Source organism: Paenarthrobacter sp. NPDC057355 (genome assembly GCF_042667405.1).
Lineage (GTDB): Bacteria > Actinomycetota > Actinomycetes > Actinomycetales > Micrococcaceae > Arthrobacter.
This window is the reverse complement of the sequence record NZ_JBHVAL010000011.1, coordinates 21,975-47,853: the sequence shown is the minus strand read 5'-3', so window position 1 is coordinate 47,853 and position 25,879 is coordinate 21,975. Positions and strand designations below refer to the sequence as shown.

The 25,879-nt window shown below is 64.6% G+C and carries 23 protein-coding genes; 7 read left to right on the top strand and 16 right to left on the bottom strand.

Annotated elements, in window-relative coordinates; genetic code table 11:
• Positions 1-58 precede the first annotated feature (58 nt).
• Both ACFUOZ_RS13410 and sufU read left to right on the top strand, forming a co-directional pair.
• On the top strand, positions 59-1,384 hold the full coding sequence (locus tag ACFUOZ_RS13410) for a cysteine desulfurase (protein WP_377548872.1): 1,326 nt from the start codon (positions 59-61) through the stop codon (positions 1,382-1,384).
• 37 nt (positions 1,385-1,421) lie between these two features.
• The gene (gene sufU / locus ACFUOZ_RS13405) at positions 1,422-1,877 is read left to right on the top strand and encodes a Fe-S cluster assembly sulfur transfer protein SufU (RefSeq protein WP_377549032.1); all 456 of its coding nucleotides are present in this window, start codon (positions 1,422-1,424) and stop codon (positions 1,875-1,877) included.
• A gap of 12 nt (positions 1,878-1,889) precedes the next feature.
• Here sufU and nhaA read toward each other — a convergent pair whose 3' ends face one another.
• The 4 genes from nhaA to ACFUOZ_RS13385 form a co-directional block, all read right to left on the bottom strand.
• A complete protein-coding gene (gene nhaA, locus ACFUOZ_RS13400) occupies positions 1,890-3,179 on the bottom strand; it encodes a Na+/H+ antiporter NhaA (protein WP_377548870.1) in 1,290 nt (429 codons plus the stop codon).
• Between the two features lie 148 nt (positions 3,180-3,327).
• Positions 3,328-3,549, bottom strand: coding sequence for an SCO4848 family membrane protein (locus ACFUOZ_RS13395; RefSeq protein ID WP_377548867.1), 222 nt, complete (start codon positions 3,547-3,549; stop codon positions 3,328-3,330).
• A gap of 1 nt (position 3,550) precedes the next feature.
• Positions 3,551-4,048: a DUF2505 domain-containing protein gene (locus tag ACFUOZ_RS13390; RefSeq protein WP_377548865.1), complete on the bottom strand. Its 498-nt coding sequence runs from the start codon at positions 4,046-4,048 to the stop codon at positions 3,551-3,553.
• 47 nt (positions 4,049-4,095) lie between these two features.
• Positions 4,096-5,625, bottom strand: coding sequence for an SDR family oxidoreductase (locus tag ACFUOZ_RS13385; protein WP_377548862.1), 1,530 nt, complete (start codon positions 5,623-5,625; stop codon positions 4,096-4,098).
• A gap of 108 nt (positions 5,626-5,733) precedes the next feature.
• Between ACFUOZ_RS13385 and mfd the strand changes: the two genes are divergently transcribed.
• Both mfd and ACFUOZ_RS13375 read left to right on the top strand, forming a co-directional pair.
• On the top strand, positions 5,734-9,366 hold the full coding sequence (gene mfd / locus ACFUOZ_RS13380; protein ID WP_377548861.1) for a transcription-repair coupling factor: 3,633 nt from the start codon (positions 5,734-5,736) through the stop codon (positions 9,364-9,366).
• 4 nt (positions 9,367-9,370) lie between these two features.
• Positions 9,371-10,165 carry a metal-dependent hydrolase gene (locus tag ACFUOZ_RS13375; RefSeq protein WP_377548859.1) on the top strand — a complete coding sequence of 265 codons (795 nt, stop codon included), beginning with the start codon at positions 9,371-9,373 and terminating at the stop codon, positions 10,163-10,165.
• Between the two features lie 79 nt (positions 10,166-10,244).
• On the opposite strand, the gene ACFUOZ_RS13370 is transcribed toward ACFUOZ_RS13375, so the two are convergent.
• The 11 genes from ACFUOZ_RS13370 to ACFUOZ_RS13320 all read right to left on the bottom strand — a co-directional run bounded on the left by ACFUOZ_RS13370 (position 10,245) and on the right by ACFUOZ_RS13320 (position 21,935).
• Entirely contained in the window at positions 10,245-10,472 is a 228-nt protein-coding gene (locus ACFUOZ_RS13370) for a hypothetical protein (protein ID WP_377548857.1), read from the bottom strand.
• Between the two features lie 53 nt (positions 10,473-10,525).
• Entirely contained in the window at positions 10,526-11,218 is a 693-nt protein-coding gene (gene deoC, locus ACFUOZ_RS13365) for a deoxyribose-phosphate aldolase (RefSeq protein WP_377548855.1), read from the bottom strand.
• A 137-nt stretch (positions 11,219-11,355) separates the two neighbouring features.
• Complete coding sequence (locus ACFUOZ_RS13360; RefSeq protein ID WP_377548852.1) at positions 11,356-12,222, bottom strand: FAD-dependent oxidoreductase; 867 nt, start codon at positions 12,220-12,222, stop codon at positions 11,356-11,358.
• A gap of 160 nt (positions 12,223-12,382) precedes the next feature.
• Entirely contained in the window at positions 12,383-13,726 is a 1,344-nt protein-coding gene (locus ACFUOZ_RS13355) for a patatin-like phospholipase family protein (RefSeq protein WP_377548850.1), read from the bottom strand.
• Positions 13,723-14,136, bottom strand: a complete 414-nt coding sequence (locus ACFUOZ_RS13350) for a hypothetical protein (protein ID WP_377548848.1) — start codon at positions 14,134-14,136, stop codon at positions 13,723-13,725. The genes ACFUOZ_RS13355 and ACFUOZ_RS13350 overlap by 4 nt, the downstream gene beginning before the upstream one ends.
• On the bottom strand, positions 14,133-14,615 hold the full coding sequence (locus ACFUOZ_RS13345; protein ID WP_377548845.1) for a hypothetical protein: 483 nt from the start codon (positions 14,613-14,615) through the stop codon (positions 14,133-14,135). Before ACFUOZ_RS13345 ends, ACFUOZ_RS13350 begins: the two co-directional genes overlap by 4 nt.
• Complete coding sequence (locus ACFUOZ_RS13340; RefSeq protein WP_377548843.1) at positions 14,612-15,583, bottom strand: acetoacetate decarboxylase family protein; 972 nt, start codon at positions 15,581-15,583, stop codon at positions 14,612-14,614. Before ACFUOZ_RS13340 ends, ACFUOZ_RS13345 begins: the two co-directional genes overlap by 4 nt.
• Positions 15,580-16,653, bottom strand: coding sequence for an alpha/beta fold hydrolase (locus ACFUOZ_RS13335; RefSeq protein WP_377548841.1), 1,074 nt, complete (start codon positions 16,651-16,653; stop codon positions 15,580-15,582). Before ACFUOZ_RS13335 ends, ACFUOZ_RS13340 begins: the two co-directional genes overlap by 4 nt.
• A complete protein-coding gene (locus ACFUOZ_RS13330) occupies positions 16,650-18,623 on the bottom strand; it encodes a hypothetical protein (RefSeq protein WP_377548838.1) in 1,974 nt (657 codons plus the stop codon). The genes ACFUOZ_RS13335 and ACFUOZ_RS13330 overlap by 4 nt, the downstream gene beginning before the upstream one ends.
• Positions 18,620-21,352: a GMC oxidoreductase gene (locus tag ACFUOZ_RS13325; RefSeq protein ID WP_377548835.1), complete on the bottom strand. Its 2,733-nt coding sequence runs from the start codon at positions 21,350-21,352 to the stop codon at positions 18,620-18,622. Before ACFUOZ_RS13325 ends, ACFUOZ_RS13330 begins: the two co-directional genes overlap by 4 nt.
• Positions 21,353-21,503: 151 nt before the next feature.
• A complete protein-coding gene (locus ACFUOZ_RS13320; protein WP_377548832.1) occupies positions 21,504-21,935 on the bottom strand; it encodes a hypothetical protein in 432 nt (143 codons plus the stop codon).
• Positions 21,936-22,039: 104 nt separating this feature from the next.
• Here ACFUOZ_RS13320 and ACFUOZ_RS13315 point away from each other — a divergent pair, with 104 nt between their 5' ends.
• A complete protein-coding gene (locus ACFUOZ_RS13315; protein WP_377548830.1) occupies positions 22,040-22,633 on the top strand; it encodes a dihydrofolate reductase family protein in 594 nt (197 codons plus the stop codon).
• Positions 22,634-22,823: 190 nt separating this feature from the next.
• Positions 22,824-23,255, top strand: coding sequence for a LexA family protein (locus ACFUOZ_RS13310; protein WP_377548828.1), 432 nt, complete (start codon positions 22,824-22,826; stop codon positions 23,253-23,255).
• Here ACFUOZ_RS13310 and ACFUOZ_RS13305 read toward each other — a convergent pair.
• Positions 23,252-24,271 carry a LacI family DNA-binding transcriptional regulator gene (locus ACFUOZ_RS13305; RefSeq protein ID WP_377548826.1) on the bottom strand — a complete coding sequence of 340 codons (1,020 nt, stop codon included), beginning with the start codon at positions 24,269-24,271 and terminating at the stop codon, positions 23,252-23,254. The genes ACFUOZ_RS13310 and ACFUOZ_RS13305 overlap by 4 nt on opposite strands.
• A 137-nt stretch (positions 24,272-24,408) precedes the next feature.
• On the opposite strand from ACFUOZ_RS13305, the gene ACFUOZ_RS13300 reads away from it, so the two are divergent.
• Positions 24,409-25,875 (top strand): sugar porter family MFS transporter, encoded by a 1,467-nt coding sequence (locus ACFUOZ_RS13300; protein ID WP_377548824.1) that lies wholly within the window; start codon positions 24,409-24,411, stop codon positions 25,873-25,875.
• Positions 25,876-25,879: the final 4 nt, after the last annotated feature.

Below are 25,879 nucleotides of genomic sequence, written 5' to 3'. Positions count from 1 at the left end.
GATCGGGCCCTGCGTGGGATAATGGAGAGTCCCTGAAGGATTTCCCAAGGAGCGCCCCTTGACTGCCGTATCAACTCCCGTCTCGTTGCAACAGTCCGTGCATGCCATGGACAACGCGGAGGTGTTGCGGATCCGGAACGACTTCCCGGTGCTCGATCAATTGGTCAACGGAAAGCCACTGGTCTACCTCGATTCCGGTGCTACCTCCCAAAATCCGCTCAGTGTCATCGAAGCCGAGCAGGAATTCTACGAACAACGCAATGCCGCCGTGCACCGTGGAGCCCATCACTTGGCCGTCGAAGCGACCGAGGCCTTCGAGGACGCCCGCCAGACCGTAGCTGACTTCATCGGCGCCCGGTACGAGGAAACCGTGTGGACCTCCAACGCCACCGAGGGCCTGAACCTCATCAGCTACGCCCTGTCCAACGCAGCCTTGTGGGCAGCGCAGGGCCGCGGCAACTCCGGCTTGAAGGACCTGGCCATCGGCCCAGGCGATGAGATCGTGGTCACCGAAATGGAACACCACGCCAACCTCATTCCATGGCAGGAGCTCGCCTTCCGCACCGGCGCCACGCTGAAGTACATCCCCATCACCGACGACGGCGCGCTGCGACTCGATGCTGCCGCGGAGATCATCGGGAGCCGGACCCGGCTTGTAGCCTTCACCCACGCCTCGAACGTCCTGGGCACCATCAATCCTGTGCCCGAACTCGTCGCCATGGCACGACGTGTGGGCTCGCTGGTGGTCCTGGATGCCTGCCAGTCAGTTCCGCACCTGGCTGTTGACGTGAAGAAACTCGATGTCGACTTCGCGGTGTTCTCCGGCCACAAGATGCTGGCCCCCACGGGTGTCGGCGTGCTCTACGGCAAGCAGGAGCTTCTTGATTTGCTGCCACCGTTCCTCACCGGTGGTTCCATGATCACCACGGTCACCATGGAACGCGCCGAGTACCTGCCCGCGCCGCAGCGCTTCGAGGCCGGAACACAGCGCATCTCCCAGGCCGTGGCGCTGGCAACGGCCGTGAATTACCTTTCCGAAACCGGAATCGACCGCATCCACGCCTGGGAAGCGACGTTGGGCCAGCGCCTGGTCAAGGGCCTTGAGAGCATCGAGGGCATCCGCGTTGTTGGTCCGGCGTCGGGTGCTGAGCGGATCGGCCTGGCCGCGTTCGACGTCGCCGGTGTCCACGCGCACGACGTCGGGCAGTTCCTTGACGACCGCGGCATCGCCGTCCGCGTCGGCCACCACTGCGCCCAGCCGCTCCACCGCCGCCTCGGCCTGACCGCCACCACCCGGGCGAGCACCTACCTGTACAACACCACGGATGACGTCGATGCCTTCCTCGACGCCGTCTCCGGAGTCCGGGCCTACTTCCAGGCCTGAGCACAACGACTTTTTCGAAGAAACGGGCATCAGCACCATGAGTCTTGACCAGCTGTACCAGCAGATCATCCTTGACCATTCCAAGCAGCGGCACGGCAGCGGGCTCGCCGGAACCGAGGCACCCTCGGGAGCCGTCACCGGCCAGTCGCACCAGTTGAACCCGGTCTGCGGGGACGAAGTGACGCTCCGGCTGGCCGTCGCAGACGGCACCGTGCAGCAGATCAGCTGGGATGGTGCGGGTTGTTCCATCTCCATGGCCTCGGCCTCCGTGCTGAGCGAGCTGGGGGAGGGCATGTCGGTGGCGGAACTGCACTCAGTGATCGACAACTTCCGCGAGGTCCTCCGCTCACGCGGGAAGGTACAGGCTGATCCGGAGATCCTGGGCGACGCCGCCGCGTTTGAAGGAGTTGCCCGCTACGCGGCACGCGTCAAGTGCGCCATGATTTCGTGGGTCGCCGCTGAGGATGCGCTCAACCAGGCGACCACAAGCTAAGTACCCCTGCGACTAGGCGCGCGAGAAGACGTCAGGCACGCCGTCGCCGTCGTCGTCCCGTTCTTCATCCGCCTGCACCTGCCGGTACCGCCGGTTGCGGGCCCTAAGTACGACGGCGGCCAGCAGCGCCGAGATCAGGGAACCTGCCAGGATGGCCACCTTGGCGTGGTCGTTGTGTGCCGAGCCGGCGCCGAAGCTCAGCTCGCCAATGAGCAGCGAGACTGTGAAGCCGATGCCCGCCAGGAGGGCGAGGCCGAAAAGGTCGATCCAGGCGATGCTCGAATCCAGGCTGGCCCGGGTGGTCTTGGTGACCAGGAAAGTGGTGCCGAAAACACCCACGGCCTTGCCGATCACCAGGGCTGCAACAATGCCCAGGGCCACGGGGTCCGTGAGAGCTGCGCCCATTCCTTGCAGCCCGCCCAAGGCCACGCCGGCTGAGAAGAAAGCGAAGACAGGCACAGCGAACCCCGCTGAGAAGGGGCGGAGCCGGTGTTCGAAGTGCTCGGCCAAACCCTCGGCCGGTTCGCCCTTCTTGCCGCTGGCGAAGACCGGCACGGCGAAACCGAGCAGGACGCCCGCCACTGTGGCGTGGATGCCGGAGGCATGAACGAATCCCCAGGTTGCCAAGGCCAGCGGCACCAGGAGATACCAGCTGCGGATCCGTTTTTGCACCAGTAACGTGAAGAGGGCCAAGGGCACTGCGGCGGCCAGCAACATGATCGGCTGGAGTCCGGTGGAATAGAAAAAGGCGATGATGCCGATCGCGATGAGGTCATCCACCACGGCGAGTGTGAGCAGGAACGTCCGGAGTGCAGCGGGCAGGTGCGTGTTGATGACCGCCAGGACGGCCAAGGCGAAGGCAATGTCCGTGGCCGTGGGGATTGCCCAACCCTTGAGGGTTTCAGGTGATCCGAGGTTGAAGAGGACGAAGATCAGCGCCGGGACTGCGACTCCGCCGATCGCGGCCGCCACCGGGACTACTGCCCGGGCAGGTTTGCGGAGCTCCCCGGCCACGAATTCGCGCTTGAGTTCCAGGCCGGCCAGGAAGAAGAAGACTGCGAGCAAGCCGTCGGATGCCCAGTGGCCGAGGCTGAGCTCAAGGTGCCAGGGTTCGTAACCGAGCTTGAGGTCGCGGAGGGCGAAGTAGCCGGCTGCCGCGGGGGAGTTGGCCCAGATAAGGGCAATGACTGTCGCTGCCAGGAGTAGCGCGCCACCGACAGTTTCCGTGCGGAGGATTGCGAGGATCCGGCGGTACTCCGGGTAGCTGGAGCGGGAGAAGATAGGCGGTGAGTGCTGGGCCACGGGAATTCCTTACCTGGTTCGGGGTATCACTAAGACTCCGCCGACCAGACTTCCCGGCACACCACAATCCATCTTACCCAACTGGGTAACAGCTCATGTCCTATTGAGTCGTCATTGGAGCAGGAGCTGTTACCCAGTTGGGTGAAACTCAGGCGAGAAGGCCCGCGACCCCGATAACCGCCGTCGCGAGTCCCAGCACCATGGAGATGGTAACCAGGACGACGTGGACCGTGAGGAACTTGGTGGCCTTGCCTGCGGCGTCGCGGGCCCGGGGGTCCTTCATGACGCGCTTGAGGAACTGCGGCCACACAACCAGCGACCAGATGCCGGCCACGATCAGGATGACCGCAAGGATTGCGGGAATCTGCATGCTAGTGGCTTTCGAGCCAGGCCTGGGCCTGCTGCGACTGGATGCCCAAAGCCTTGCCCACCATGGGCTCGGCAGCGTCAGCGATCTTTCCGCCCAGGAACGGAACCGACGACGTCACGTTGCCTTCGAGTTCGATCCGGGTGCTCCCGCCCTCAGCGACGAGTCGCTGGACAGCGGTGACGTCCAGCGGGGCGCCGGAGATCTTCAAGGCGATCTTGCTGGCACGTGAACCGTCGGCAGCGGGGGCTTCCCACTCCTCGGTCTGGGTCACCTTCAGGGTTTCGCCAACGAACTTGCGGGCGATCTCCGGCAGGCGGGTGGTGGGCAGCGTGCGAACCGTGGTGGTGGTGAACGCGCCGGCGGTGTCGCCGTCAACGGTGAACGATTCCAGCGAGCCGCCCACGTATTCGCTGGTGTGGCGCAGGAAATCCTCGTCGACAAAGCCGGCCGCTACGCGGTCAACGCTGTGGGGCAGGGTGGTGGATGCACTCAGGGCCATGGGTCCTCCGTGGATGGTGGTGGTGAAGCTTTTTAGCTCCCAACATCCTACGGGGTCCGGGTGGACTCACTGGAACGCGCTTCGTCCTGGAGCTCTGTTGCAGCGGCTGAGATATTGCGCGCCATCGATGGGAAGATGAAGCCGTGGAAGGGGTACACGCCCAACCAATAGAGCCGGCCAGCCAAGCCCCGCGGGAAGAAAATGGCGCGCTGCTTGTAGAGGCTCCCGTCGCCGTCGGGCTCGACGCCCAACTCCAACCACGCACCGCCGGGCGCACGCATTTCGGCCCGCAACCGCAGCAGGTGGCCGCGGTCGATGGCTTCGACCCGCCACCAGTCCACTACCTCGCCAGCGTTCAGTGTCTTGGGGTGCCGCCGACCCCGCAACAGCCCCGCGCCGCCCTGCAGCTTGTCCAGCCAACCGCGCACCTTCCAGGCCAAAGGCAAGGAGTACCAGCCATTCTTGCCGCCGATTCCCTCAATGATGGTCCACACGTGCTCCGGCTTGGCCTCGCTGTGGAAGGTCCTCTCGTCCAGGAACACCTTGTAGCCGGCCCAGTCGGGGTCACTGGGGAGAGGATCGGCGTCGATTCCGGCATTGGCCCACGTAGTCTCCACCTGGCCGTCCCGTTCCTTGCCCAGCGCCAGCGCAACGGCACGGCGGTAGGGCGTCAGGCCGCCGTCGGGCTGCTTGATGTAACGGTCGACGTCGTGCTCCCGCGACACCGCGTCATGCTGCAGCGACTGCACCAGCGGCAGGGACATGGACAGCGGAATCGGGGTGACCAGGGCAACCCACAAGCCGGCCAGCTTGGGTGCAGGGACGGGAAGGGCGATCACCAGGCGCCGGGGGAGTCCGCGTTCCACGGCGTATTCGTTCATCATCTCCTTGTATTTCAGGACGTCCCGGGATCCGATGTCGAAGGAGCGGTTCAGCTTCTCCGGAAGGTCAGCAGCGGCAACGAGGTAATGCAGCACGTCCCGGACCGCGATGGCTTCGATCCGGTTGTTGACCCAGCTGGGTGCGGGCATGACCGGCAGCGTGTCGGCCAGGTGCCGGATCATCTCGAACGACGCCGAGCCCGAACCGATCACCACTCCGGCCTGGAACACGATCGAGCCCACTGCTGATTCCAGGAACACCTTGCCCACGGTCTCGCGGGAGCGCATGTGCGTGGAAAGTTGCGTGTTCTCCGGGTGCAGGCCGCCGAGGTAGACGATCCTGCCCACCCCGGCGTCCGTGGCTGCCCCCGCAACCAAGCGCGCCATGCTTTCCTCCTTCGACTCGAAACCGCTGCCTGAGGCCATGGAATGGACAAGGTAGTACAGGACGTCCACGCCCTGGAGGGCTTCGGTGAGGCCGTCGGCATCGGACAGGCTGTTCTCGATGATCTCTACGTCGTCATGCCATGGCACGCCGGCGATCTTCCGGGGCGTGCGGACCAGGACTTTCACCCGATGACCGGCTTCAAGCAGGCGCGGGACCAGGCGTCCGCCGATGTACCCTGTGGCACCGGTCACCAGCACTGTCCTGGACTCTTGCGGGGTGTTGGAATGCGTAGCTTCCGAAGACTGCAAAGGAACTCCTGGGGCTGGGGTGGAGGTAGGCTGGAATGACCCGGCATTCTTTTGAATTTCCGGGCATTTGTGTTGCCTGCCCTTGGACCCACCCTAGGAGTTTCTGCCATGAGCCTCAACGGTCTGCGCCGCGCACTGGCGGAGGACAAGACGTTTGCGCGCGTTCGAACAGAGGCGCAGCGGCCCTTCAGCGACCGCAACACCGACTACCAGATCAGCGCCCCCACCGGGATGCGCGCCGTTCTGATCGCCGAAATGGCAGATGCCCTGGCCGATGCTGGTGCCGATGGTGGGGGCGCCCCGGTGGTCCTCGCCGTCACCGCGACCGGCAGGGAGGCCGAAGACCTCGCCGCAGCACTGTGCTCCTACCTTCCGGCGGATTCCGTGGCCGCTTTCCCCAGCTGGGAAACCCTGCCGCATGAGCGCCTTTCGCCGCGCTCGGACACGGTGGGTCGGCGACTGTCGGTCCTGCGCCGCCTCACCCACCCGGAAACCTCGACGGCGGCCCCCTTGCGTGTGGTGGTGGCCCCGGTCCGCGCAGTGGTCCAGCCGATTGTGGCCGGCTTGGGCGATCTGGTGCCGGTGACGTTGCAGGTGGGACAGGAGCGGTCCTTCAGCGAGGTTGTCCGCGCCCTGTCCGATGCCGCCTACGCCCGCGTGGACATGGTGACGCATCGCGGTGAATTCGCCGTCCGAGGTGGCATCCTCGATGTCTTCCCGCCCACCGAGGACCACCCCATCCGGGTGGAGTTCTTCGGCGACGAAGTGGACCAGATGCGCTGGTTTGCCGTTGCCGACCAGCGTTCCCTGACGGCGCCCGGAATCCACCACCCCACGGAACTGCACGCCCCGCCGTGCCGGGAAATCCTCATCACTCCCTCCGTAATGTCGCGCGCCGCCAAGCTGAAGGCCGACATGCCCGCCGCTGCGGACATGCTGGAGAAGATCGCCGGTGGCATCGCCGTTGAGGGTATGGAATCCCTGGCGCCCGTGCTGGTCGATGCCATGGTTCCGTTTGTGGACCAGCTCCCGGCCGGGTCGCTCTCCGTGGTGATCGAACCCGAGAAGGTACGCACCCGTGCGCACGACCTCGCGGCCACCAACGAGGAGTTTCTGGAAGCGGCCTGGTCAACAGCGTCCGACGGCGGTGCGACGCCACTGGACCTATCGTCCCAGGCTTCAACGGACCTGCATGCCGCCAGTTTCCGTTCGCTGACGGACACGCGTACTTCCGCGCTGGAACACGGCGTTTCCTGGTGGTCCATCACTTCCCTCGCCTCGGACGAGGACCTGGTCCTGGACATCGATGTATTGAACATGCGAGCCCGGGAACCTCGTGGCTACCAGGGCGACGTCGCCGAAATGCTCGAATTCATCGGCTCCCGCGTCCGCGATCAGTGGCGCGTCGTAGTGGTAACAGATGGCCCGGGACCCGCGCAGCGGTTGGCCGAGCTGTTCCATGACGCAGAGATCCCGTGTTCCCGCGTTGAGTCCCTGGATGAGGAGCCCCAACCGGGCATCATCGAGGTGACTACTGCCGCCGTCGGCCGTGGCTTTGTCTTGGACGGACTCAAACTGGGGCTGCTGACCGAAGCGGACCTCCTGGGACGGGCCTCGGCCAGTTCCACGAAGGACATGCGGCGTATGCCCTCCAAGCGGCGCAACGCCGTTGATCCGTTGCAGCTGCACGCCGGGGACTTCGTGGTTCACGAGCAGCACGGCATCGGCAGGTTCGTGGAGCTCATCCAGCGCAAGGTGACCGGGACGTCGTCGTCCGATGCCGGACTGCGCGAGTACCTGGTGCTCGAGTATGCTCCGTCCAAGCGCGGCGCCCCGGGAGACCGTCTCTTCGTGCCCACGGACCAGTTGGACCAGGTGACCCGCTACGTCGGTGGGGACACGCCCGCGTTGAGCAAGATGGGCGGCGCGGACTGGGCCAGCACCAAGTCCAAGGCCCGCAAAGCCGTCAAGGAAATCGCCGGCGAACTGATCCGCCTGTACTCTGCCCGCATGGCATCCCGCGGCCACGCCTTCGCCCCGGACACCCCGTGGCAGCGCGAGCTTGAGGAAGCCTTCCCATACGTGGAGACACCTGACCAGCTGACCACCATCAACGAGGTCAAAGCCGACATGGAACGCGAGATCCCCATGGACCGGCTGGTGTCCGGTGATGTGGGCTACGGCAAGACCGAGATCGCTGTCCGGGCGGCCTTCAAAGCTGTCCAGGACGGCAAGCAGGTAGCCGTTCTTGTGCCCACCACACTGTTGGCCCAGCAGCACTACGAAACCTTCACCGAACGCTTCTCCGGCTTCCCGCTGCGCGTGAAGCCGCTGTCCCGTTTCCAGTCCAGCAAAGAGGCCAAGGAAACAGCCGAAGGCGTCAAGAGTGGCGCCGTGGACGTGGTGATCGGAACGCACCGGCTGCTGTCCAAGGACTTCGAGTTCAAGGACCTTGGCCTGGTCATTGTGGACGAGGAACAGCGTTTCGGCGTTGAACACAAGGAAGCGCTCAAGAAGATGCGCACCAACGTGGACGTGTTGGCCATGAGCGCCACGCCCATCCCGCGAACCCTGGAAATGTCGCTCACCGGCATTCGGGAAACCTCAACGCTGGCCACACCGCCTGAAGAGCGACACCCCGTGCTGACGTACGTGGGGCCGTTTACCAACAAGCAGACCTCGGCAGCAATCCGCCGCGAACTCATGCGCGAGGGACAGGTGTTCTTCGTCCATAACAGGGTGTCCTCGATCGAGCGCATCGCCGCCCAGATCCGGGAGCTTGTCCCTGAAGCGCGGGTGGAGGTGGCGCACGGGCAGATGTCCGAGAGCCGCCTGGAGAAGATCATCGTTGACTTCTGGGAGAAGCGCTTCGACGTCCTGGTCTGCACCACCATCATCGAGACCGGCCTGGACATCTCCAACGCCAACACTCTCATTGTTGACGGGGCAGACAAGTACGGACTCTCGCAGCTGCACCAGCTCCGTGGCCGTGTTGGCCGTGGACGGGAGCGTGCCTACGCCTACTTCCTGTACCCCTCCGAAAAGCCGTTGGGCGAGGTAGCGCTGGAACGCCTCAAGGCAGTGGCCGCGCATAATGAGCTCGGCGCGGGCATGCAGCTGGCCATGAAGGACCTCGAAATCCGTGGCGCGGGCAACCTGCTGGGCGGAGAACAGTCAGGCCACATCCAAGGCGTCGGTTTCGACCTCTACATCCGGCTGGTGGGCGAGGCCGTGGCCGAGTACCGCGGTGAGGCGGAGGAGAAGGCCGCCGAGATGAAGATCGAGCTGCCCGTCAACGCCCACCTCCCGCACGACTACGTGCCGGGGGAGAGGCTGCGCCTGGAGGCCTACCGCAAGCTCGCTGCCGCCATCACCTACGAGGCGATCGACGAAGTCCTTGCAGAACTCGTGGACCGCTACGGTGAGCCGCCGCTCCCTGCCCAGAACCTCATTGCCGTGGCCCGCTTCCGGGTCGGTGCCCGCGAAGCCGGCCTGTCCGACGTCGCACTCCAAGGCAACTTCATCCGCTTCTCGCCGGCGCAACTGCCCGAATCCAAAACCATGCGCCTGAATCGCATGTACCCGGGTTCGCAGGTCAAGCCTGCCCTGGACGCCGTGCTGATTCCCAAGCCCAAGACCGCCAGGATCGGCGGACGCGACCTGCAGGACGCCGAGATCCTGCAGTGGGCCAACAACGTCATTGAAGCGATCTTCGCCGATGTGCCTGTAAAGGCAGGCTAAGCGAATGATGGGAGGACACCACGCCGCGTCGGGAGCCGCGGCGTGGATAGCTATTGCCTCGACCGGCCCGTATGCCTTGGGCTGGTACCCCTTGGATTCCACTGGAATCCTGATCGGAGCCATGGCGACGGCGGGAACTGCGCTCGTGTGCGACTGGGACCACCGGCACAGCACCATCGCGAACTCGCTGCCGCCCCTGTCCAACGTGATCGCCGTGGGGATCGAAAAGGCCAGCGGTGGGCACCGGCAGGGTACTCACTCATTGTTGGGGGCCTCGGCGTTCGTGGTGCTTGCCGCGATGGCCGCGCAGTTCCAGATGATGACCCCGGTGGGCAAGCTTTCCATCGGCGCGGGGCTGCTGTGCATGTTCATGATCAACCTGGCTGCCAAGGCGCTGAATCTGTTCCCAAAGTCGGGGTGGATCACCAACTGGCTCTTTGCCCTGGTCATGGCAGGCCTGGTGACTTGGTTTGCCCCTGATCAGTGGGGCTGGCTCCCGTTGTCCATGCTCACGGGCGTGGTGGTTCATATCGTGGGGGACATGATCACGGTCGGTGGCGTGCCCCTACTGTGGCCTATCGTCATCAAGCCGCCCAAGTTCCTGCGGAAGTCGCTGGTGAGCGGAATCTGGCGGGCGAACGGGGCCTTTTCCCTGCCACTGCTGGGACGTGCTGGCTCCCGACGCGAATGGCTGGTGCTGATTCCCGTCAGTGGCTACGCGATGGTGGGGATGGGAGCGGCGGCTTGGTCGCTGGCCCAACTGCATTGGCCCGCATTCCTGGCGGCGCTCGCACTTTAAAACAGCAACGCGGGGTCACTTACGGCCCATCCCAGAGGGGATTATGGGCCGTAAGTGACCCCGCGTTGCTTAAAGGCTTTTAGTTTTCGCCGGCAGAGTCAGAGCGGCCAAGGACGGTCTGGGGAATCCAGAACGCCAGGGCGAAAAGGCCCAGGCAAACGGCCATCGGCCACGGGTTGTCAAGGGTCAGGAAGGAGAGCGAGTAGATGGCACCCAGGAAGAGCACAATCATGACCAGGAACAAGACGATGCTCGTGCCGAGACTGTTTTCTTTTTCAATGGGGGCACTTGTGGCGTTCTTGGACATTCATTCCTCCTCGGCCCCGCAGGGCTCAAAAATCTCTGGCAGTTGCGGAAGCCTCAGTAGGCAGATGAACCCTGTTCACCCTTGACGATGGCAATTCCGGAACTCGCTCCGATACGTGTTGCACCAGCAGCAATCATAGCCTGTGCGTCGGCCAGGGAGCGCACGCCACCGGAGGCTTTGACGCCGAGCTTCGGGCCTACGGTCTTGCGCATCAAGGCAACATCTTCCGCAGTGGCGCCGCCGCCGTTGAATCCGGTGGACGTCTTGACGAAGTCGGCGCCGGCCTCAACCGCTGCCTCGCAGGCGATGACCTTTTGTTCGTCGTTGAGCATGGAGGTCTCAATGATGACTTTCAGGATGGCTTCGCCGGCGTGGACGGTTTCTGCCACGGCGCGGATGTCATCGACCAAAGCGCCCTTGTCGTTGGCGCGGGCCGAGGCCATATTGATCACCATGTCGATTTCGTTGGCGCCATCGAGCACGGCACCCCGGGCTTCGAACGTCTTGACGTCGGTGGGCGTTGCACCCAGCGGAAAGCCGATTACAGAACACGTCAGCACTCCCGAGCCCCGGAGGGCTTTGGTGACGGTTTTGACCCACACAGGGTTCACGCAAACGGACTTGAACTTGTACTCAACGGCCTCGGCGCACACCTTGAGGATGTCCGCCTCGCTGGCCTCAGGCTTCAAAAGAGTGTGGTCGATGTAGGAGGCGATGTTTGCAGGGGCGACGGCTTCGTTGCTCATGGGATCCTTCCGTGCAGGGCGTGGCCGGCCCGGTGGCCGCAGGGTTGTCACTGCCCGTCAAAGGACCATCTTGCCACACGGCTGCGGGTCTGCCCTGGCCTTCCCGGGGTGCTCAGGCGGGCCAGGGCAGACGGCAATCAGGCAGCCAGCGGGGTCTGGAGACCTCTTCCCGCCGAACCCAGGAGCATGCCCGAGGCGCACAGCATCGCCGAGGACTCAGCGGACAAGAGCAGGCCCAGGCGCAGGCCGTCGCAGGACGCGGCATCGCCGATCGCCCAGATGCCAGGGACCGAGGTGGCGAGGTCGCGCCCCACGGCGATTCCGCCGTCGAACGCTATCTGGAGCCCGGCACTTTCAGCCAGGTCATTGCGTGCGGTGCGTTCCTCGGCCAGCACCACGAGGTCACCCTTCATGCTGCTGCCGTCCTCGAAGACGATGCCCGCGGCGGCCTGGGCTTGCCCGGAACCCGCCGGCTCGGCGGCGACCACGGCCGCAGGGCGGAGGGTGGTCCGGACGGGACGGACGCCCCGTGCACGCAGCACCGCTTCGGCCTGGCCCGCTGCTGGACCATTGCCGACAAGGATTCCCAAGGGGCGGCGGCCGACCGAACGGGTGACATCCTTGACGGCTTCACCGATGGAGGCGGCGTCGTCAATGGTGGAGTAGCTCAACACCGCGTCCGCGCCCTCTACGGGAGGAAGGGCCGGGGCCGAACCTGTGGCGATGACCAATTGGTCGTAGGTGAACTCCATGCCGTCCACGGTGGTGACCACTTTGGCGTCGGAGTCTATGAAACTTGCGGCCTGGCCGAAGCGTACGGAAACCTGGGGCAGTTCTGCCAGTTCCAGGAGGGCGTCCGGGCAGTCGTCGCGGTTGCTGAGCACGGTGATGGTCCCGGCGAAGGGTTGTTGACGGTTGTCGGTCCTGCCCGCCAGCCGCCGTACCAGTGCCTGGGCTGCTGGGCCGGCTCCGGCGATGACGATGTGAACGGAAGTGGAGGACATGGTGGGCCCTTTCGCTGATGACCTGTTTGGTGCTGTTGATCATCAGCGTAGGCGGCCGGTTTTTCGCGGGTGTTTCACCGCTGTTGCCATCTTGGGCGCGTTCGTAGCCTGCTGTTTACCGGCCGGTAATAACGTGCGTCACATCCCTGTGCGCAGGGTCTCAGTACCGCCGTAAAAGCTCGCGGAATCCGTTGACGGTGAAGCGGGCCACGGCTTGTGCGCGCTCAGTCACCCCATGGGCGCCGACGGGTTCCACGGAAGCAAGCAGGGCCGCCACATCACCCAGGTCCATGGTGAGCTCCACCACGTGCCCGCCCATCTCCAGCCTGGCATTCCGGATGTCCGGCCAGGCATCGGGGCCGGGGTCGTCGTGAAGGCTCCGGGTGACGGCAACGTCCTGCCACCGGCCGTCCAGCCGGACCCGGGCGCGGTACCTGATGTCGTCGCCGATCACTTCAACCCGGCCGTCGGCCAGGAACGTGCGGCCGAACCGTGGGTGGTCAAGGTAGCCGCTCAGCTTCGGTGGCCTGGCCCCGGGTTGCGAGGGCATCACGACGGCGGCCCGGAACCTCAGCGGTTGGCCGTCCAGCTCGCCGTGCAGAACGTCGTTGAAACGGACACCCGGCAGGGGTTCGGTCATCGCCGTGCAGCGTGCGTCCTTCGCGAGACCGCCCAGGTCCCTGGCGTCGAGATACGCCCGGGCATCGCGATACCCCATGCCGATCAACGTTGCGGCGTCGATCCGCCCCAGATAGAACTCGGGATCCAGCGGCAAGGGGTGCTCAGGGCGGATCACATGCAGCACGAACTCCCGCCCTGCCGCGGCCGCGGCGTCAAAGTCAGCCAGGAGGGCGCCCATGGCACTCATCTCGATCATGTGGACGTATTGCTCCAGCGGGCCGTCCCCCCAATACGGGGAATTGCCAATGCACCAGATCAACCAGACTTCCCCGGCGCCGCGACGCAAGGCCTCTCCAACGTTGGCGTCCCGGACCCACACGGCATCGGTCCAGATCTTCCCGTCACGGCGGAGCGGTTCAAGGAAAATGGGCAGCGACATGCCGGCAGCCATCAGCCCAGCGTCAATGTGGGCGGCGTCGATGGCGTGGCACTGTTTCGACGTGAACTCCACTACGTTGAAGGAACCTTCGACGGCGCCCCGTCCCGTGGCGCGGGCACGGATCGTTTCCGCGTTGATGCCGAGGGCGGGGAAGATCTTGCTGAGGATGCCGTCGGCGTCACCCAGTGCGGGCAGGGACCATGGCCCTTTGACGTAATCGGCAAAGGGCAGGGCAGAGCTGAAATCCTTGACGTCCACGTCGGACCAGCGGCGGCACATCTCCTCCGGGGAAACCCCGGAGAGCATCATTCCAGCGGTCAGGATGCCGCCGGAGGTGCCGTCGATGTGCTGGAATTCAATTCCTTCCTCGGCGAGCGCTTTGACCACGCCTGCCTGCCAGGCGACGCGCATTCCGCCGCCGGCCAGGACCAGGGAGCGCTTCATGGTGTTTTCCGTCCTGCCGGCCCCCTGGAAGCTGCGGGGACGCGGATCCTGCGCCAATGGATGAACAGGAGTACCGCCGTCGCAAGGTCAAAAAAGGCGACCCCCAGCGCAAGAGGGGAGAAGACTCCGTTCAGTACCCCGAGGCCCACCGCCCCGAAAGCTCCGGCTTTCTGGAGCCCGGACCAGAGAACGACGACGGCAGAGGGAGCGCCGCTGAGCAGGGTGTGGAGGAGCAGTCCACCCACGATCACCATGAACATGCCGACTGTCCCGAAAAGTTGGCGGCTGGTGGCGGTGTCTTCTGCGCCCAACAAGCGGAGGATGGGGCCTCCGAAGGGGACTTGCGCCGCACCGCTGAGGACGGTGATGCCGGCGATGGCTGTGAGGACCGCGCGGAGGGGATCAGTCATGTGAAGGACTCCAGCAGGCGGCCGCGGTCAACAAGGAGCCACACCATCGACGCCCAGGTCAGTGTAGAGACGTAGAAGCGGATGTCGTTGAGCAGCATCCACCGCTGGAGCAGGGACCGGAGCTCGGTGTCGTCGGCGAAGTCGCCGCCCCGGATCCTCACGTTGATGGGGATGATGAGTCCCTGTCCCACGACGGTGAGCGTGATGATCCCCACCAGGCAGATGATGGCGAAGATGACCCGGACGGTGCCCCATTCGGACCACACGAGGATGCCTCCGGAGATGAACATGATGGGCACCACGATGGTGAAGAACTTGGTGGCGGCCCGGGTGGGGATGCCAAAGTGCATGTCCACGTTGTCGCGGGCCAGTGAATGCCAGGTGGGGTAGAGGAAGAACTTGAGGACCCACATGGTGCCGACGTACATGGTGGCACCGAAGAGGAAATAGAGGGCGTTGAGCAGGAGAAGCCAGTTCATGCTCTCTCCCCGTCCGGTTGCGGGTTTGGAACGGCCCCCGGTACCCGGCTCCGGTCCGGAGGAGCCAGCCACTCCTGCGCTTGCCCAAGGTCCGTCACGCTGTCCAGCATGTCGCCGCCGGGAAGTGCCACTGCCTCCAGCTGGGTGGGGGCAGTGAGGAACCAGGCTTCGTAGTGGTCATCCAGGACGCCGTGCGCTTGCGGCAGCCAGGCGGTGAAGACCGGTTTGTTCTCCACTTGCAGTTTTTTCAAGGACTCGACGCCGGGCGCGTCACCGAGAACGAGGCGTGCCTTGGCTTGTGCTCCGAGTGCGATGTCTCCTGTGGCCTCGAAGTAGATGTCGGATTTCCACAGCATGTTGCGGAAGGCGCAGTAGTTGGATGCGGCCAGTTTCAGTGGCAGGCCCAAAGGCTCAGGGCGCTCGATCTCGATGTAGCACCCCAGCTGGCCGTCCTGGTCGTACTGTGCAGACACGGTGGAGTCTGTGACCACGAAGTCCAGGTTGGCCTGGTGTTTGGGCATGCCCCAAATCCCCTTGCCGCCTTTGACGGAGATTTCCGTGCTGACGGGCAGGTCCACCACAAACTGTCCAAGCTTGAAGGTCTTCTGGAACAGCAGAGGCAGGATGGGCGGCGCGGGTCTGCTGCCATGGGTGATGGCGATGGCCAGCGAGTATTCGATGTACTTGCCGATGTCCGTGGACTTGTAGTTGACCACGGTTACCACCAGCAGGCCCTTGCCGCCAAGACTGAACGGCCGCAGTTCGGCGCCGGGCAGGACCGCTGCGGCTGCGCGTTTGTTGATGGGGAAGGCCGCCATCAGCACAGGTGAATCGTCGGAGTTGACCGGCATGACGTACTTGATGCCATCGGCGAAGGCGTGCTGGCCACGGAGCTGTTCCTGCCTGCGGGGAACCGGCGAGGGCATGAGCTTGAGCAGGGGAGTGAGCATCTGGGTGAGGGTTTTCATGGCGTTGGCTCCTGGTGTGTGCCCGACTGTTGGGTTCCGTTCAGCTCCTGGACGATGATGGGGAACGTGTCCTGCCAGGCGTGGTCGCCGAAGAAAACATCAAGGTGGCCATAACCGGGGATGAGGTGGAGTGAGTCTTTTCCGGGGCGGTGTTTCTGGAAAAATCCGTAGCTGCGTTGTTGGCTGTCGGGGAGGAAGCACCGGTTCTCCAGCCCGGCGATGAAAGCGAACCGGGCGTCCGTTTGCGGAGCTTCCGCCACGAGGTTGTCCGGGAGCTCGGGGTGGTTTCCCGCGGCCACCATGTGCCCGGCCTTGATGCTCCGGCCCATTTCTTCGAAGAACGTCACCGGCACCTCCGCGAACTCGCCGCTGAGCCACTGGTGCGTCGCGTCGTCGAGGTTTTCGTGCGACCAGAGGGCGGGACGGCCGCTGCCGTAGGTGAAACTGACCATCTTGCAAACGGTGTTCTCGCATTCGTGATGGGTGGCTTTGACCAGGCCGCGGATGGCCCGGGTGAAGTAGCCCTGCGACTTGTACCCCCAAGCCGGTGAGAGGTACGGGGTGAAGACTTTCACCACCGGTGTCAGGTAGTCGATCTTCAGGCGTGAGAAGGCCGGCACCACCGGGTGGAGCGAAACGGCGTTGGAGACGATCGTGTCCACCTCCGGCAGCAGCCCTGCGACGGCGGCCATGGTGAAGGACGTCGATCCCTGGCAGTGGATCACAGCCTTCATCGTCTCCGCGCCAGTTGCGTTCAGGACATGCTCGACGGCGGCCGGATGGTCGTACACGGCGGCGTCGGCGAGGGTCCAGGACAGGGGGTCGAGGTCGATGGAGGCCCGCCAATTGAGCATCCACACGTCCCAGCCGTCTTCCAGGAGGACATCGACCAGCGTGGTCCGTACTGGTGGCCGGAAGAGCTCAGCCCGGACGCCGGAACCATGGACAAGCAGCACTGGGCCTTTGGTGGTTTCGACCGGCGATGTGACGTGGACCAGGCTCAGCGGCGTGTTGTCCCGGGCACGGAACGGAATCACCTCGGTCCGGTGCTCGGCACGGGTGATGATCATGGTGAGCTTCCCTTCTGTGCGTTGCTGACTGCTTGTGCGTTGCTGACGGCCTGTGCATTGCTGACGGCCTGGGCGATGGTGATGGGTTGTTCAAGCAGCCGCACGGCAGGCAGGCCCGTTTCGGGAACCAGCCGCGCGTCGTCGTCGTTCATTTCCAGCCGCCAGTCGCGGCAGATGGTGTCCACCGCCAGGGGGTAGACGGTCAGGCTGCCGTCTGCGGCCAAGTGGAGGCGGAGGAAGCCTTTATGGTCCTCGATGGCCTGGCCGGACATTTTCCAGGTGGACACTTCGCCGCTGGGCGTAGCCAGGATGAACAGGGCGAACGCCTCGCTTCCCAGCGCCCAACCGCCCGCGTACACCAAAGCCAGCGCCAGCAGTACCACTACGACATCCGGCCACGTGCCCGGATATGGCACCAGGATCACGACGGCGGCACTCACCGCGAGCGCCGACAGCTGGCAGAGCGCTCCCCGGACAAAGACCGTGATCCCGGCAGTTGCCACGTGCAGGACGTGTGCCGCAAGGGTGGTCACTGTCAAAAGCGCCGGCAGGGCGACAACCAAGGCAGCCACAAGGAGAGGCGTGTTCCCGTGCCTGAGCCCGCGGAGGCTCTCGATGAAGGAGGCGCCGCTGAAGGCGCTGAACACGGTCCAGACGGTCAGGGCGGCAACAACGTGCACCACGCCCATGGAGAGTCCGAAGCCCGGATTGCGGACTGGTAGCCAGGACGGGGAGAAGGGGTTGGCCAGGCGCGGTCCAAGGAGCTGTGAGTGTGACTGGTCCGGATAGATGGTGGGGGCTCGCGTGAAACGGCGGGTCGGCGGCTGCTGCTTGTCCGGTTGTTGGACGCTGTTTGATGCGGGCACGCCTGCGGGTGCGGGCAGGTGGAGCTCCTTCGGCAACCAGTGGGCGTCCGACAAGTAGGCTCCACCGAGTCCGCACGTGATGAGCTGGGTCTTGGCGTCTGTGCCCGGAGTGTCATCTTCATAGCGTGAGTAGTGGTGGAGATCGCCGGTGAGCCAGAGCCGGACGCTTGCCCCCGTTGCTTCGAACAACTGTGATTCCGGATCAAAGCGGCGGCGCAGGTAGTCCTGCTCAAAGAAGCCGACCTGTCGGAAGCCTGCGCGGCCTTTGACCCAGAATGGTGCGGCGACGCAGAGGATGATCGCGTCTCCCGGTTGCAGTTGCGAAGTGACATTCCGGTAGAAGTACTCAAGTTGGGGTTCGTCGATGTACTGGCCCAGTTGGCTGTCCAGGCCCAGCAGCCACCAACCGGGCGTGCCGGGACGGTCCGGGCGGGGAGCTTCGCCCGTGAGCCGCAGGGCGAAGTAGCTGCGGGTTTGGATGGTCCGCCACTTGCCGATACTGCGGTTCCGGGTGAAGATCCGGATGAACGAGGTCAGGCCGTCATACCAGTCGTGGTTGCCGGGGAGGGCCAGCATGATCGGCGCTTCCTTGAGCGGCCCGCGCGCCGGCAGCGCCATCCGGTACGGCCCCACCATCCGGTCCTCATACGCGGCCGGGGATGCCACGGGGTACACCTCATCACCACCCAGCACCAGGATGTGGCCCCTGGGCAGGTCAAGACCGTGGACATTGAGCGCGTCCTGCGCCAGCAAGGAAGCAACCGTGTAGCTCGCATCGAAGCCGTCCCCGAGGTCCGCCGTGAAGTCGATCCACAAATCAGTGCGCTTTTGGGGGCCCGTTTCAAGATCAGCGGGGGCCGGCAGACCACGCGCCATGACCGCCGGCTGGGCCGGTTGGCCAGGCGCTGGCAGTTTGTCCAGGCTCAGCGGATCCGCCGGGAAACTGCCCTCCAACTCGCGCTTATCACCGAAATCGGCGAACACGGTGGCGGCCATGACCTTCAGGGCAGTACGGGCCAACGACTTCGGGGCGAGCCAACGTACCGCCGTTTGGGGAGTGAAACCCAGGACGGCGTGGTGTTGGGCGAGCTCCCGGCTTTTCATCGCTTCGGCTTGAGGGGGAACGGCACGCGCCTGGGGGCCTGTCCATAGACCTGCCACAGCTCGCCGCCAAACAACCTTCCAAACGTCAGCAGGCCCGCGGCGGGAGCAGGACCCTCTGCCCGGAAGGTGGTCAATTGCTTGGCAAAATCCAATGGGCGGATGAACAGGATCCCCGCGCCGACGACACCGTCCTGGCTGCCTCCCACCTCGACGTCCGGCCCCACCTCGACGTCCGGCGGGACGTGACCCCGGAGAATCGTTGCGTACAGGGTGGTGGTGTCCGGCCAGAGGTCGAATCCTGCCTCATTGTGGATGAGCTTATGGCCGGTGAACGTGAAGGGGGTCCCGCCCGGGTCCCGCAGCCACAGCCGGTACAGCATGCGCCGGGCCGGCCTGCCGTCGTCGGACTGGTCCTCGACGAACAGGTTGAACCAGCCACGTTCCACCGGCATCCGGCCGCCGAAGTAGTCCGCCAGCACGTAGCCCTCCGCCTTGGCCGGGTGCCGCGGATCTGCCGCGAACGCGTCGATGTCCTCCGCGGTGATGGTCAGTTCAAACATGATCTTCCGGGACCTGTCCCTGCCCAGGCTGCGGCCCTTCTCCGGGTCGCTGACGCCCGGGCTGAACCAGCCATGCATCTGTTCGGTGAACCGAACTGAGGTTGCTTCCTTTGCCGCCTTGCCTGGCATTTCCAGGCCACGCGTTCCCGACGCCTGTGCCTGTGCCTGTGCCTGTGCCTGTGCCTGTGCTTGGGCAGCGGCGCTCGCAGGCTGTTCCGGACGCGCCGCCTTGCCCTTGGTGGCATCCGGCGCCAGTGCCCGCGGTGCCAGGGCGCCGACGTCGACGACGGCGCCCGCCGCCTCGGGTGGGACTGTCGCCTCGCGCTGGCCTGTCGCCTCCCGGTTGCTTGTGTCCTGGACCGTTGCCGCATCGCCGGGGCTGATGCCGCGGTGCCGGGCCTTGTTGCCGACTTCGATGATGTGGGCGCTGGCGCGTTCAGCGAAAGCGGCGATGGTCAATGACGGGTTGGCCCCCACGGGTCCGGGCATCGCAGCGCCGTCCACCACGAACAACCCCGGGTATCCAAAGACTTCCCCGTACGAGTCGCACACAGCCTCGGCGGGGTGCCGGCCGGCAGGTGCTCCACCGATCGGATGGACGGTGATGACCCGCTTGGCCCACCACAGCGGATTGTCGATGAAGTCGCCGTCCAGGTCCTTGGCGATCTCTGACATTGTGCCCCGGACCCGGCCGAAATACTCAGTGGACGTTGCCATGGTCCAGGCGATGGCGAGCCTGCCGTCGCGAAGGGTCATGACGCCGTCGGGTATGTCCCGGCCCATACCCAGCAAGGGCACGGAGCTGGCCGACAACCGCCCGTCCCCCAATGCAGCTGCGAGGTCCGCCGAGACATTGGACCGGCCGGCGTCGAACAGCCTGTCTTTGAAAAGCTGGGCAGCGACTTTGGCCGTCCGTTTGACGGTGGTCTTCAGCTGGGCCGTTTCAATGAGCCAGTTCATGAAGGCCGGATACCCGGCGTCCTCCACGTAGTAGCCGCGGCCGTCGCCGTCGTCGTCGTTCGAATCCGGGACCCTGACCGCGGTGGTGATGACCGGTCCCTTGCTGCCGGTCAGGGTGCGGACGCCGGGGCGGGAACCGCTGGTGGCGGGTGTCTTGGCGTCCATGATGAAGGTCAGGAGGTCGCCGTTGCCGCTGAAGCGCGTACCCAGCGCGTCGCTGAGGGCCGGGAGGGAGCCGTGGTTGCGGAGCAGGAGGAAATTGGTCCCGAAAGTGCCCGCGCCCAGGATGAGCCGGCGGCAGTGGATGATGCGTTCGGTGAGCAGCCCGCCCTTGCTGTCCGGATCATGCACTACATACCGGACCTCGTAACCGCCGTCATCCGTGCCGGGAGCCAGGGGACGGATTCCCCGAACGTCGTGGAAGGTGCGGACATCTGCGCCGTTGAAGGCTGCCGCGGACAGATAATTGTGGTCCAGGGTGTTCTTGGCGCCTGCGTTGCAGCCGATGTCGCACTCACCGCTGAGGGTGCAGGTGGTCCGCACAGTGTTGGGACCATGGATGCTGCCGTAGTGGGGGAGCGGGAGTGCTTGGTTGGTGCGGGGCGCTGCGCCTGGTCCGGTGGAGAAGGTGACGGCGATGGGGGGCCGGGTGATGGAAAGGCCCAGATTCGCCGCTGTCTTCTCCATGGCCATGGTCTTGGCCGTGTCCTGGTACGGGTAGGGGACGGGCTGCAGCATGGCTTCAGCGGCGTCGTAGAAGGGATCAAGATCGGCCCTTGTGAACGGCCAATTCTCGTAACCGCCCCCTGGGACGGGGGATTCATTGACGAACCACTTCTCGTCCTTGCGCAGGAGCACATTCGCGTAGATGAGCGAGCCGCCTCCAAGACCGCTGGAGACCAGCCCCTCGGTGCCGCGGAAGGTCCACGCATCGAAGAGGCCGTACAAGCCGCGGTCCGGGTCCCAGAAGTTCCTGCCCATCTCCGACGGCGTCCGGGCAAAACTCCCGGGCGGGTAGGGTCTGCCGCGTTCCATCAGCACCACGGACTGTCCGGCTTCGGCGAGCCGCAGGGCCGCTACCGAGCCGCCAAATCCCGATCCCACCACCACGGCATCCACCTTCTCGATGCTGTCCGTGGTGTGGCGCCGGGGATCATCAGCGGGTTCAGGACCCGCATCCCCACTGTTCCCGGTCCCCAGACGACCCATGGCCGTTCCTCTCAGAGGAGAGCTGACTACATGGCAGCGGCAGAGGGCGCCGGGCGTGGCCGGGCGTTGCCTCCGCGGACTATGGGCCTTATGTTCCCACCGGGCAGTGGATCTGTAAATGAGGTGGACTAATGCTGTTTTTACCCGGCGGTCACTGGATCCGTGCGTAAACCATGTCGAAGTCGTGCTCCAGCGGTCCACCCGGGTACGTTCCGCGCTCCAAACGGGCTGTGATGGTGTTCAGGTCTTCGCTGAACCGGCCAATGAAGCGCTGGGGCCAGTCCGGTCCGTCCCTGAAGAGCGTCCACACCCCGTCACTGAGGGTCATGTCGTAGATCCGCGCGACCCCGCGCGAGTCGAAGTAGTGCTGCTGGAATGCCCCGTCGGAGCCGGTTGTACCGATGATGCTGACGGCGTTGGGGTACTCCGGCCGTTGGACTGTGGAGCGCTGGATCAGGAAGCCACCACCTTCCAGCCACTCGAAGGTAGTCCGGCCCTGGGTTTTTGCCGTGGGGATAGTGGTCTCCCAGGCGCCAACAAGGACGTTGAGCTGCTCCAGCGTGGGTTCCGGATGACGTGCCATGACCGCCTTCTTCTTGGTGCGTGCCGACAGCTTCAGGGTAGGACCAGCCGGGTCCGCCGCATAGGGTCTGGTCGTGCTGCCTGGAGCGATGGCAGGATGGGCGAATGACCCTGGTTACATGTGATCTCACCGTGTCTCTTGACGGCTTCGTTGCCGGTCCTCACCAGAGCATGGAGCAACCGCTCGGTGAAGGCGGCGAAATGCTGCACCGTTGGCAGTTCAAAGAACGCGACATCAACGCAACCGAGGTGGCCGGGATACTCGAAGCCGGCGCGTACATCATGGGCCGGAACATGTTCGCCGGGCCTGGCGACGGGCTCTGGGACGAGGAATGGCGCGGTTGGTGGGGTGAAGAGCCGCCCTACCATGCGCCGGTTTTCGTTCTGACCTCGCACGAACACGAGCCCCTGGTGATGGAAGGCGGCACCACGTTTCACTTCGTCAATGACGACATCGAATCGGTGCTCTCGCGCGCCAAGGAAGCTGCGGGCGGGAAGAACGTTGCCATAGCCGGGGGCGCTTCGACGGCGAGGCAGTTCCTGTCAGCCGGCCTGATCGACGAGCTGCGCCTTCACGTCGCGCCTGTGGTTCTGGGCGGCGGCGAGCGCTTGCTGGATGGGGTGGGGGAGCTGAAGCTTGAGCCTTTGGAGGTCCGGGGAACCAGCTTGGTCTCGCACCTTCGCTACAAGGTGGGGTAGGGGACTCCTGGCACGCGGCGCCGGTTCGCAGCGCCCAGTTCGCGGCGCCGAGTTCGCGGGAAAGCTGCCAGTTCGCTGGAAGCTTCCCGGCGAGCTCGCAGCGTTCCCGCGAACTCGCCAAAACCGCGCCGAATGTCCGCCGATCGCTGTACACTCAAGTATCGAACATATATTCGAATAAAGGTGTGTTGTGGGCGTGATAGTCGGCCCCCGCGTGATAGATGCGGGCTTGTCCTTGATGTCGGTGCTGCTGGCTCCTGTGTCTGTGGCGGCGGGGTATCCCTCACCGGCGCAGGACTACTTCGATGGCCGGATTGATCTCAATGAGCATCTGATCAAGGACGTCACGAGCACTTTCGTTGTGCGTGTTACCGGGCAGTCCATGGAAGCCGCCGGAATCAGCGACGGTGACGAGTTGATCGTCAACCGGGCGTTGGAGCCCAAGGACGGCTCCGTCGTCGTCGCTGTTTTGGATGGTGAGCTGACCATCAAACGGTTGCGCATCACCACCGCGGGCGTGGTGCTTCAGGCGGATAACCCCAGCTTTGCCGACATTAGGGTGGCGGCGTTGTCGGAACTGACCATTTGGGGCGTAGCGACGACGTGCCTGCATCACGTCTAGCTGTACTGGGTCCGGGGTGGCGCCGTCGAGCTGCGGATCACCAGTTCGGGCGTCAGCTTTTGGTCCGCGGCCGGAGCGTCAGGATTCTTCAACCGTTCCAGTGCAGTGGTGCCCGCGGCCCGGCCCAGGGCGACTGCTTGGAGGTCGATCGTGGTCAGATCGATGCCATGCAGCTTGGCAATCCTTGAATTGTCGTAGCCCACCAGTGACAGGTCCTCCGGGATGGACAGCCCCAGCGCATGGGCGGCTTCGCGGGCACCCAGGGCCAGTTGATCGTTGTGCGTGAAAATCGCGGTCGGCCGGTCGGCTTGCTGCAGGAGGACGGTGGCGGCTCGCTGTCCCGCTTCCTGGGTGAAGTCTTCGGCCGCCAATGTCAGGGGCTTGAGTCCGGCGTCGCGCATGGTCTTTTGGTAACTGCGGCGCCGGACGGTGTGCCCGTCGTAAGCCGGCCCTGCCACATGGGCGATGCGTTGGTGTCCGAGGCCGAGCAGGTGCTCCGTCGCTGCAACCGCACCCACGACATCATCCGAGTACACGCTGTCTACGCCTGGCACTGGCCGGGTGACGCTGACCAGTGGCACGATCTGTGCCAACTCCTGCACCTGTTCGTCCGAATCCAGCAGCGTCGCGGCGATGATGATCCCCGCCCGGGCCTCTATGAGGGACTCCAGCGCGCCCCGGTCAACGCCGTCCACGGAGCGGGATACGCTCAGGATCAGGCGGTTGCCCTCGGATGGAAGGGCCATGCGCACGCCGCTGAGGATGTCGGCGTAGACCTCGTTGCGGATATCCATCAAGTAAAGCCCGACGGCGGAACGGTGCTTGCGTGCGAGGTCGGCGGCTGCCGCGTTGGGGCGGTACCCGAGACGCTTGGCGGCGTCGAAGATGGCCTCCTTGGTTTCGCCGCTGACTCCAGGGGCTCCCCGGAAAGCGAATGACACCAGCGTTCTGGAGACGCCCACTTCCCGGGCGACGTCACTTTGCGTTGCGGGGCGGTATGGGCGGTCGGGGGCCATGCCCTCCATCCTCCCACGTCACAGAAAGGACAAAATGAAGTGTTTGTTAGTTTGACCTTACATTTAAGACTTTCGCGCGTTAGTCTGGATCCAGAGCGGATATGTATGACCCGCAACACACTGACAAAGGAGTCCTGATGTCTGCAACGCAATTGCAGCGGGAAGGCGCCCCTGGGGCTGCTCTTCCTCCGCTGACCAACGGTCCGCATCGAAAGCGCCTTGGCCTCGTAGCTTTGGTGGCCACGTTCGGTGGACTGTTGTTCGGCTATGACACGGGTGTCATTAACGGTGCCCTCCGGCCTATGACGGCCGACCTCGGCTTGACGCCACTGACAGAGGGAATTGTCACCAGCTCCCTGCTGTTCGGCGCAGCGGCCGGGGCTGTGGGAGGCGGACGGCTGTCGGATTCATGGGGCCGCCGGAAGTCGATCCTCCTGCTCGCGGTGCTCTTCCTGGCAGGGACCATCGCCTGCGTCTTTGCCCCGAATTTTGAAGTCATGGTCCTGGGGCGCGTCATTCTCGGCCTGGCTGTCGGCGGAGCGTCCACCGTGGTGCCCGTGTTCCTTGCCGAGCTGGCGCCCTACGAGATCCGTGGCTCGCTGGCCGGGCGCAACGAGCTCATGATCGTCATCGGCCAGCTCGCTGCCTTCGTGGTCAACGCCATTATCGGCAACATCTGGGGAGAGTTCGGGGGAGTGTGGCGCGTCATGCTGGCCGTCGCCGCGCTGCCGGCCATCGCACTGTTCTTCGGCATGCTCCGGATGCCCGAATCGCCTCGCTGGTTGATTTCCAAGGGGCGCTGGGAAGAGGCCTTGGTGGTCCTCAAGACCATCCGCTCGGTGGAGCGGGCCGAAGCTGAAATGGCGGACGTAAAGCACCTTGCCGACGAAGAGCGGGCCTCGAAGGCGACCTCATGGGGTGCGCTGAAGAACAAATGGATTCTTCGCATCATCCTGGTTGGCATTGGCCTCGGTGTAGCCCAGCAGCTGACCGGCATCAATTCGATCATGTACTACGGCCAGTCGGTGCTGGTCGAGGCCGGATTCGACTCCAATGCTGCCCTTATTGCCAACATCGCTCCCGGGGTGATCGCGGTAATTGGGGGCGTGATCGCCCTGACCTTGATGCAGCGTGTCAACCGCCGCACCACCCTGCTCCTGGGCTTTACCTTGACCACGGCGTGCCACTTCCTGATCGGCATCGCCTCGATCGTGCTTCCCGTGGGAAACGCGGCGCGTCCGTTCGTGATCCTTTTCCTGGTGGTGGCTTTCGTTGGCTCGATGCAGACGTTCCTGAACATTGCCGTTTGGGTGATGCTTTCCGAAATCTTCCCGCTTCATGTTCGCGGTTTTGCCATCGGCCTTTCGGTGTTCTGCCTCTGGATTGCCAACGCGCTGCTGGGCCTGTTCTTCCCTACGTTGGTGGCCGGCGTGGGGATCACGGGGACGTTCTTCCTGTTCGGTGTTGTGGGTATAGCGGCCCTCATTTTCATCTACACCCAGGTCCCGGAGACCCGTGGGCGGACTCTGGAAGCACTCGAAGAAGACGTCACCACTGGCGCCATCTACCTGGTGCACAGGAAGGACAACTCCGCACGCTCCTAGCTGC

Coding starts and splice junctions, on each gene's coding strand:
- ACFUOZ_RS13305 (WP_377548826.1), bottom strand. CDS start 24,271: ATGGCCCCCGACCGCCCATACCGCCCCGCAACGCAAAGTGACGTCGCC.
- mfd (WP_377548861.1), top strand. CDS start 5,734: ATGAGCCTCAACGGTCTGCGCCGCGCACTGGCGGAGGACAAGACGTTT.
- deoC (WP_377548855.1), bottom strand. CDS start 11,218: ATGAGCAACGAAGCCGTCGCCCCTGCAAACATCGCCTCCTACATCGAC.
- ACFUOZ_RS13360 (WP_377548852.1), bottom strand. CDS start 12,222: ATGTCCTCCACTTCCGTTCACATCGTCATCGCCGGAGCCGGCCCAGCA.
- ACFUOZ_RS13330 (WP_377548838.1), bottom strand. CDS start 18,623: ATGAAAAGCCGGGAGCTCGCCCAACACCACGCCGTCCTGGGTTTCACT.
- ACFUOZ_RS13320 (WP_377548832.1), bottom strand. CDS start 21,935: ATGGCACGTCATCCGGAACCCACGCTGGAGCAGCTCAACGTCCTTGTT.
- ACFUOZ_RS13315 (WP_377548830.1), top strand. CDS start 22,040: ATGACCCTGGTTACATGTGATCTCACCGTGTCTCTTGACGGCTTCGTT.
- ACFUOZ_RS13355 (WP_377548850.1), bottom strand. CDS start 13,726: ATGAAGCGCTCCCTGGTCCTGGCCGGCGGCGGAATGCGCGTCGCCTGG.
- ACFUOZ_RS13340 (WP_377548843.1), bottom strand. CDS start 15,583: ATGAAAACCCTCACCCAGATGCTCACTCCCCTGCTCAAGCTCATGCCC.
- ACFUOZ_RS13325 (WP_377548835.1), bottom strand. CDS start 21,352: ATGGGTCGTCTGGGGACCGGGAACAGTGGGGATGCGGGTCCTGAACCC.
- ACFUOZ_RS13370 (WP_377548857.1), bottom strand. CDS start 10,472: ATGTCCAAGAACGCCACAAGTGCCCCCATTGAAAAAGAAAACAGTCTC.
- ACFUOZ_RS13335 (WP_377548841.1), bottom strand. CDS start 16,653: ATGATCATCACCCGTGCCGAGCACCGGACCGAGGTGATTCCGTTCCGT.
- ACFUOZ_RS13390 (WP_377548865.1), bottom strand. CDS start 4,048: ATGGCCCTGAGTGCATCCACCACCCTGCCCCACAGCGTTGACCGCGTA.
- sufU (WP_377549032.1), top strand. CDS start 1,422: ATGAGTCTTGACCAGCTGTACCAGCAGATCATCCTTGACCATTCCAAG.
- ACFUOZ_RS13345 (WP_377548845.1), bottom strand. CDS start 14,615: ATGAACTGGCTTCTCCTGCTCAACGCCCTCTATTTCCTCTTCGGTGCC.
- ACFUOZ_RS13375 (WP_377548859.1), top strand. CDS start 9,371: ATGATGGGAGGACACCACGCCGCGTCGGGAGCCGCGGCGTGGATAGCT.
- ACFUOZ_RS13350 (WP_377548848.1), bottom strand. CDS start 14,136: ATGACTGATCCCCTCCGCGCGGTCCTCACAGCCATCGCCGGCATCACC.
- ACFUOZ_RS13395 (WP_377548867.1), bottom strand. CDS start 3,549: ATGCAGATTCCCGCAATCCTTGCGGTCATCCTGATCGTGGCCGGCATC.
- ACFUOZ_RS13300 (WP_377548824.1), top strand. CDS start 24,409: ATGTCTGCAACGCAATTGCAGCGGGAAGGCGCCCCTGGGGCTGCTCTT.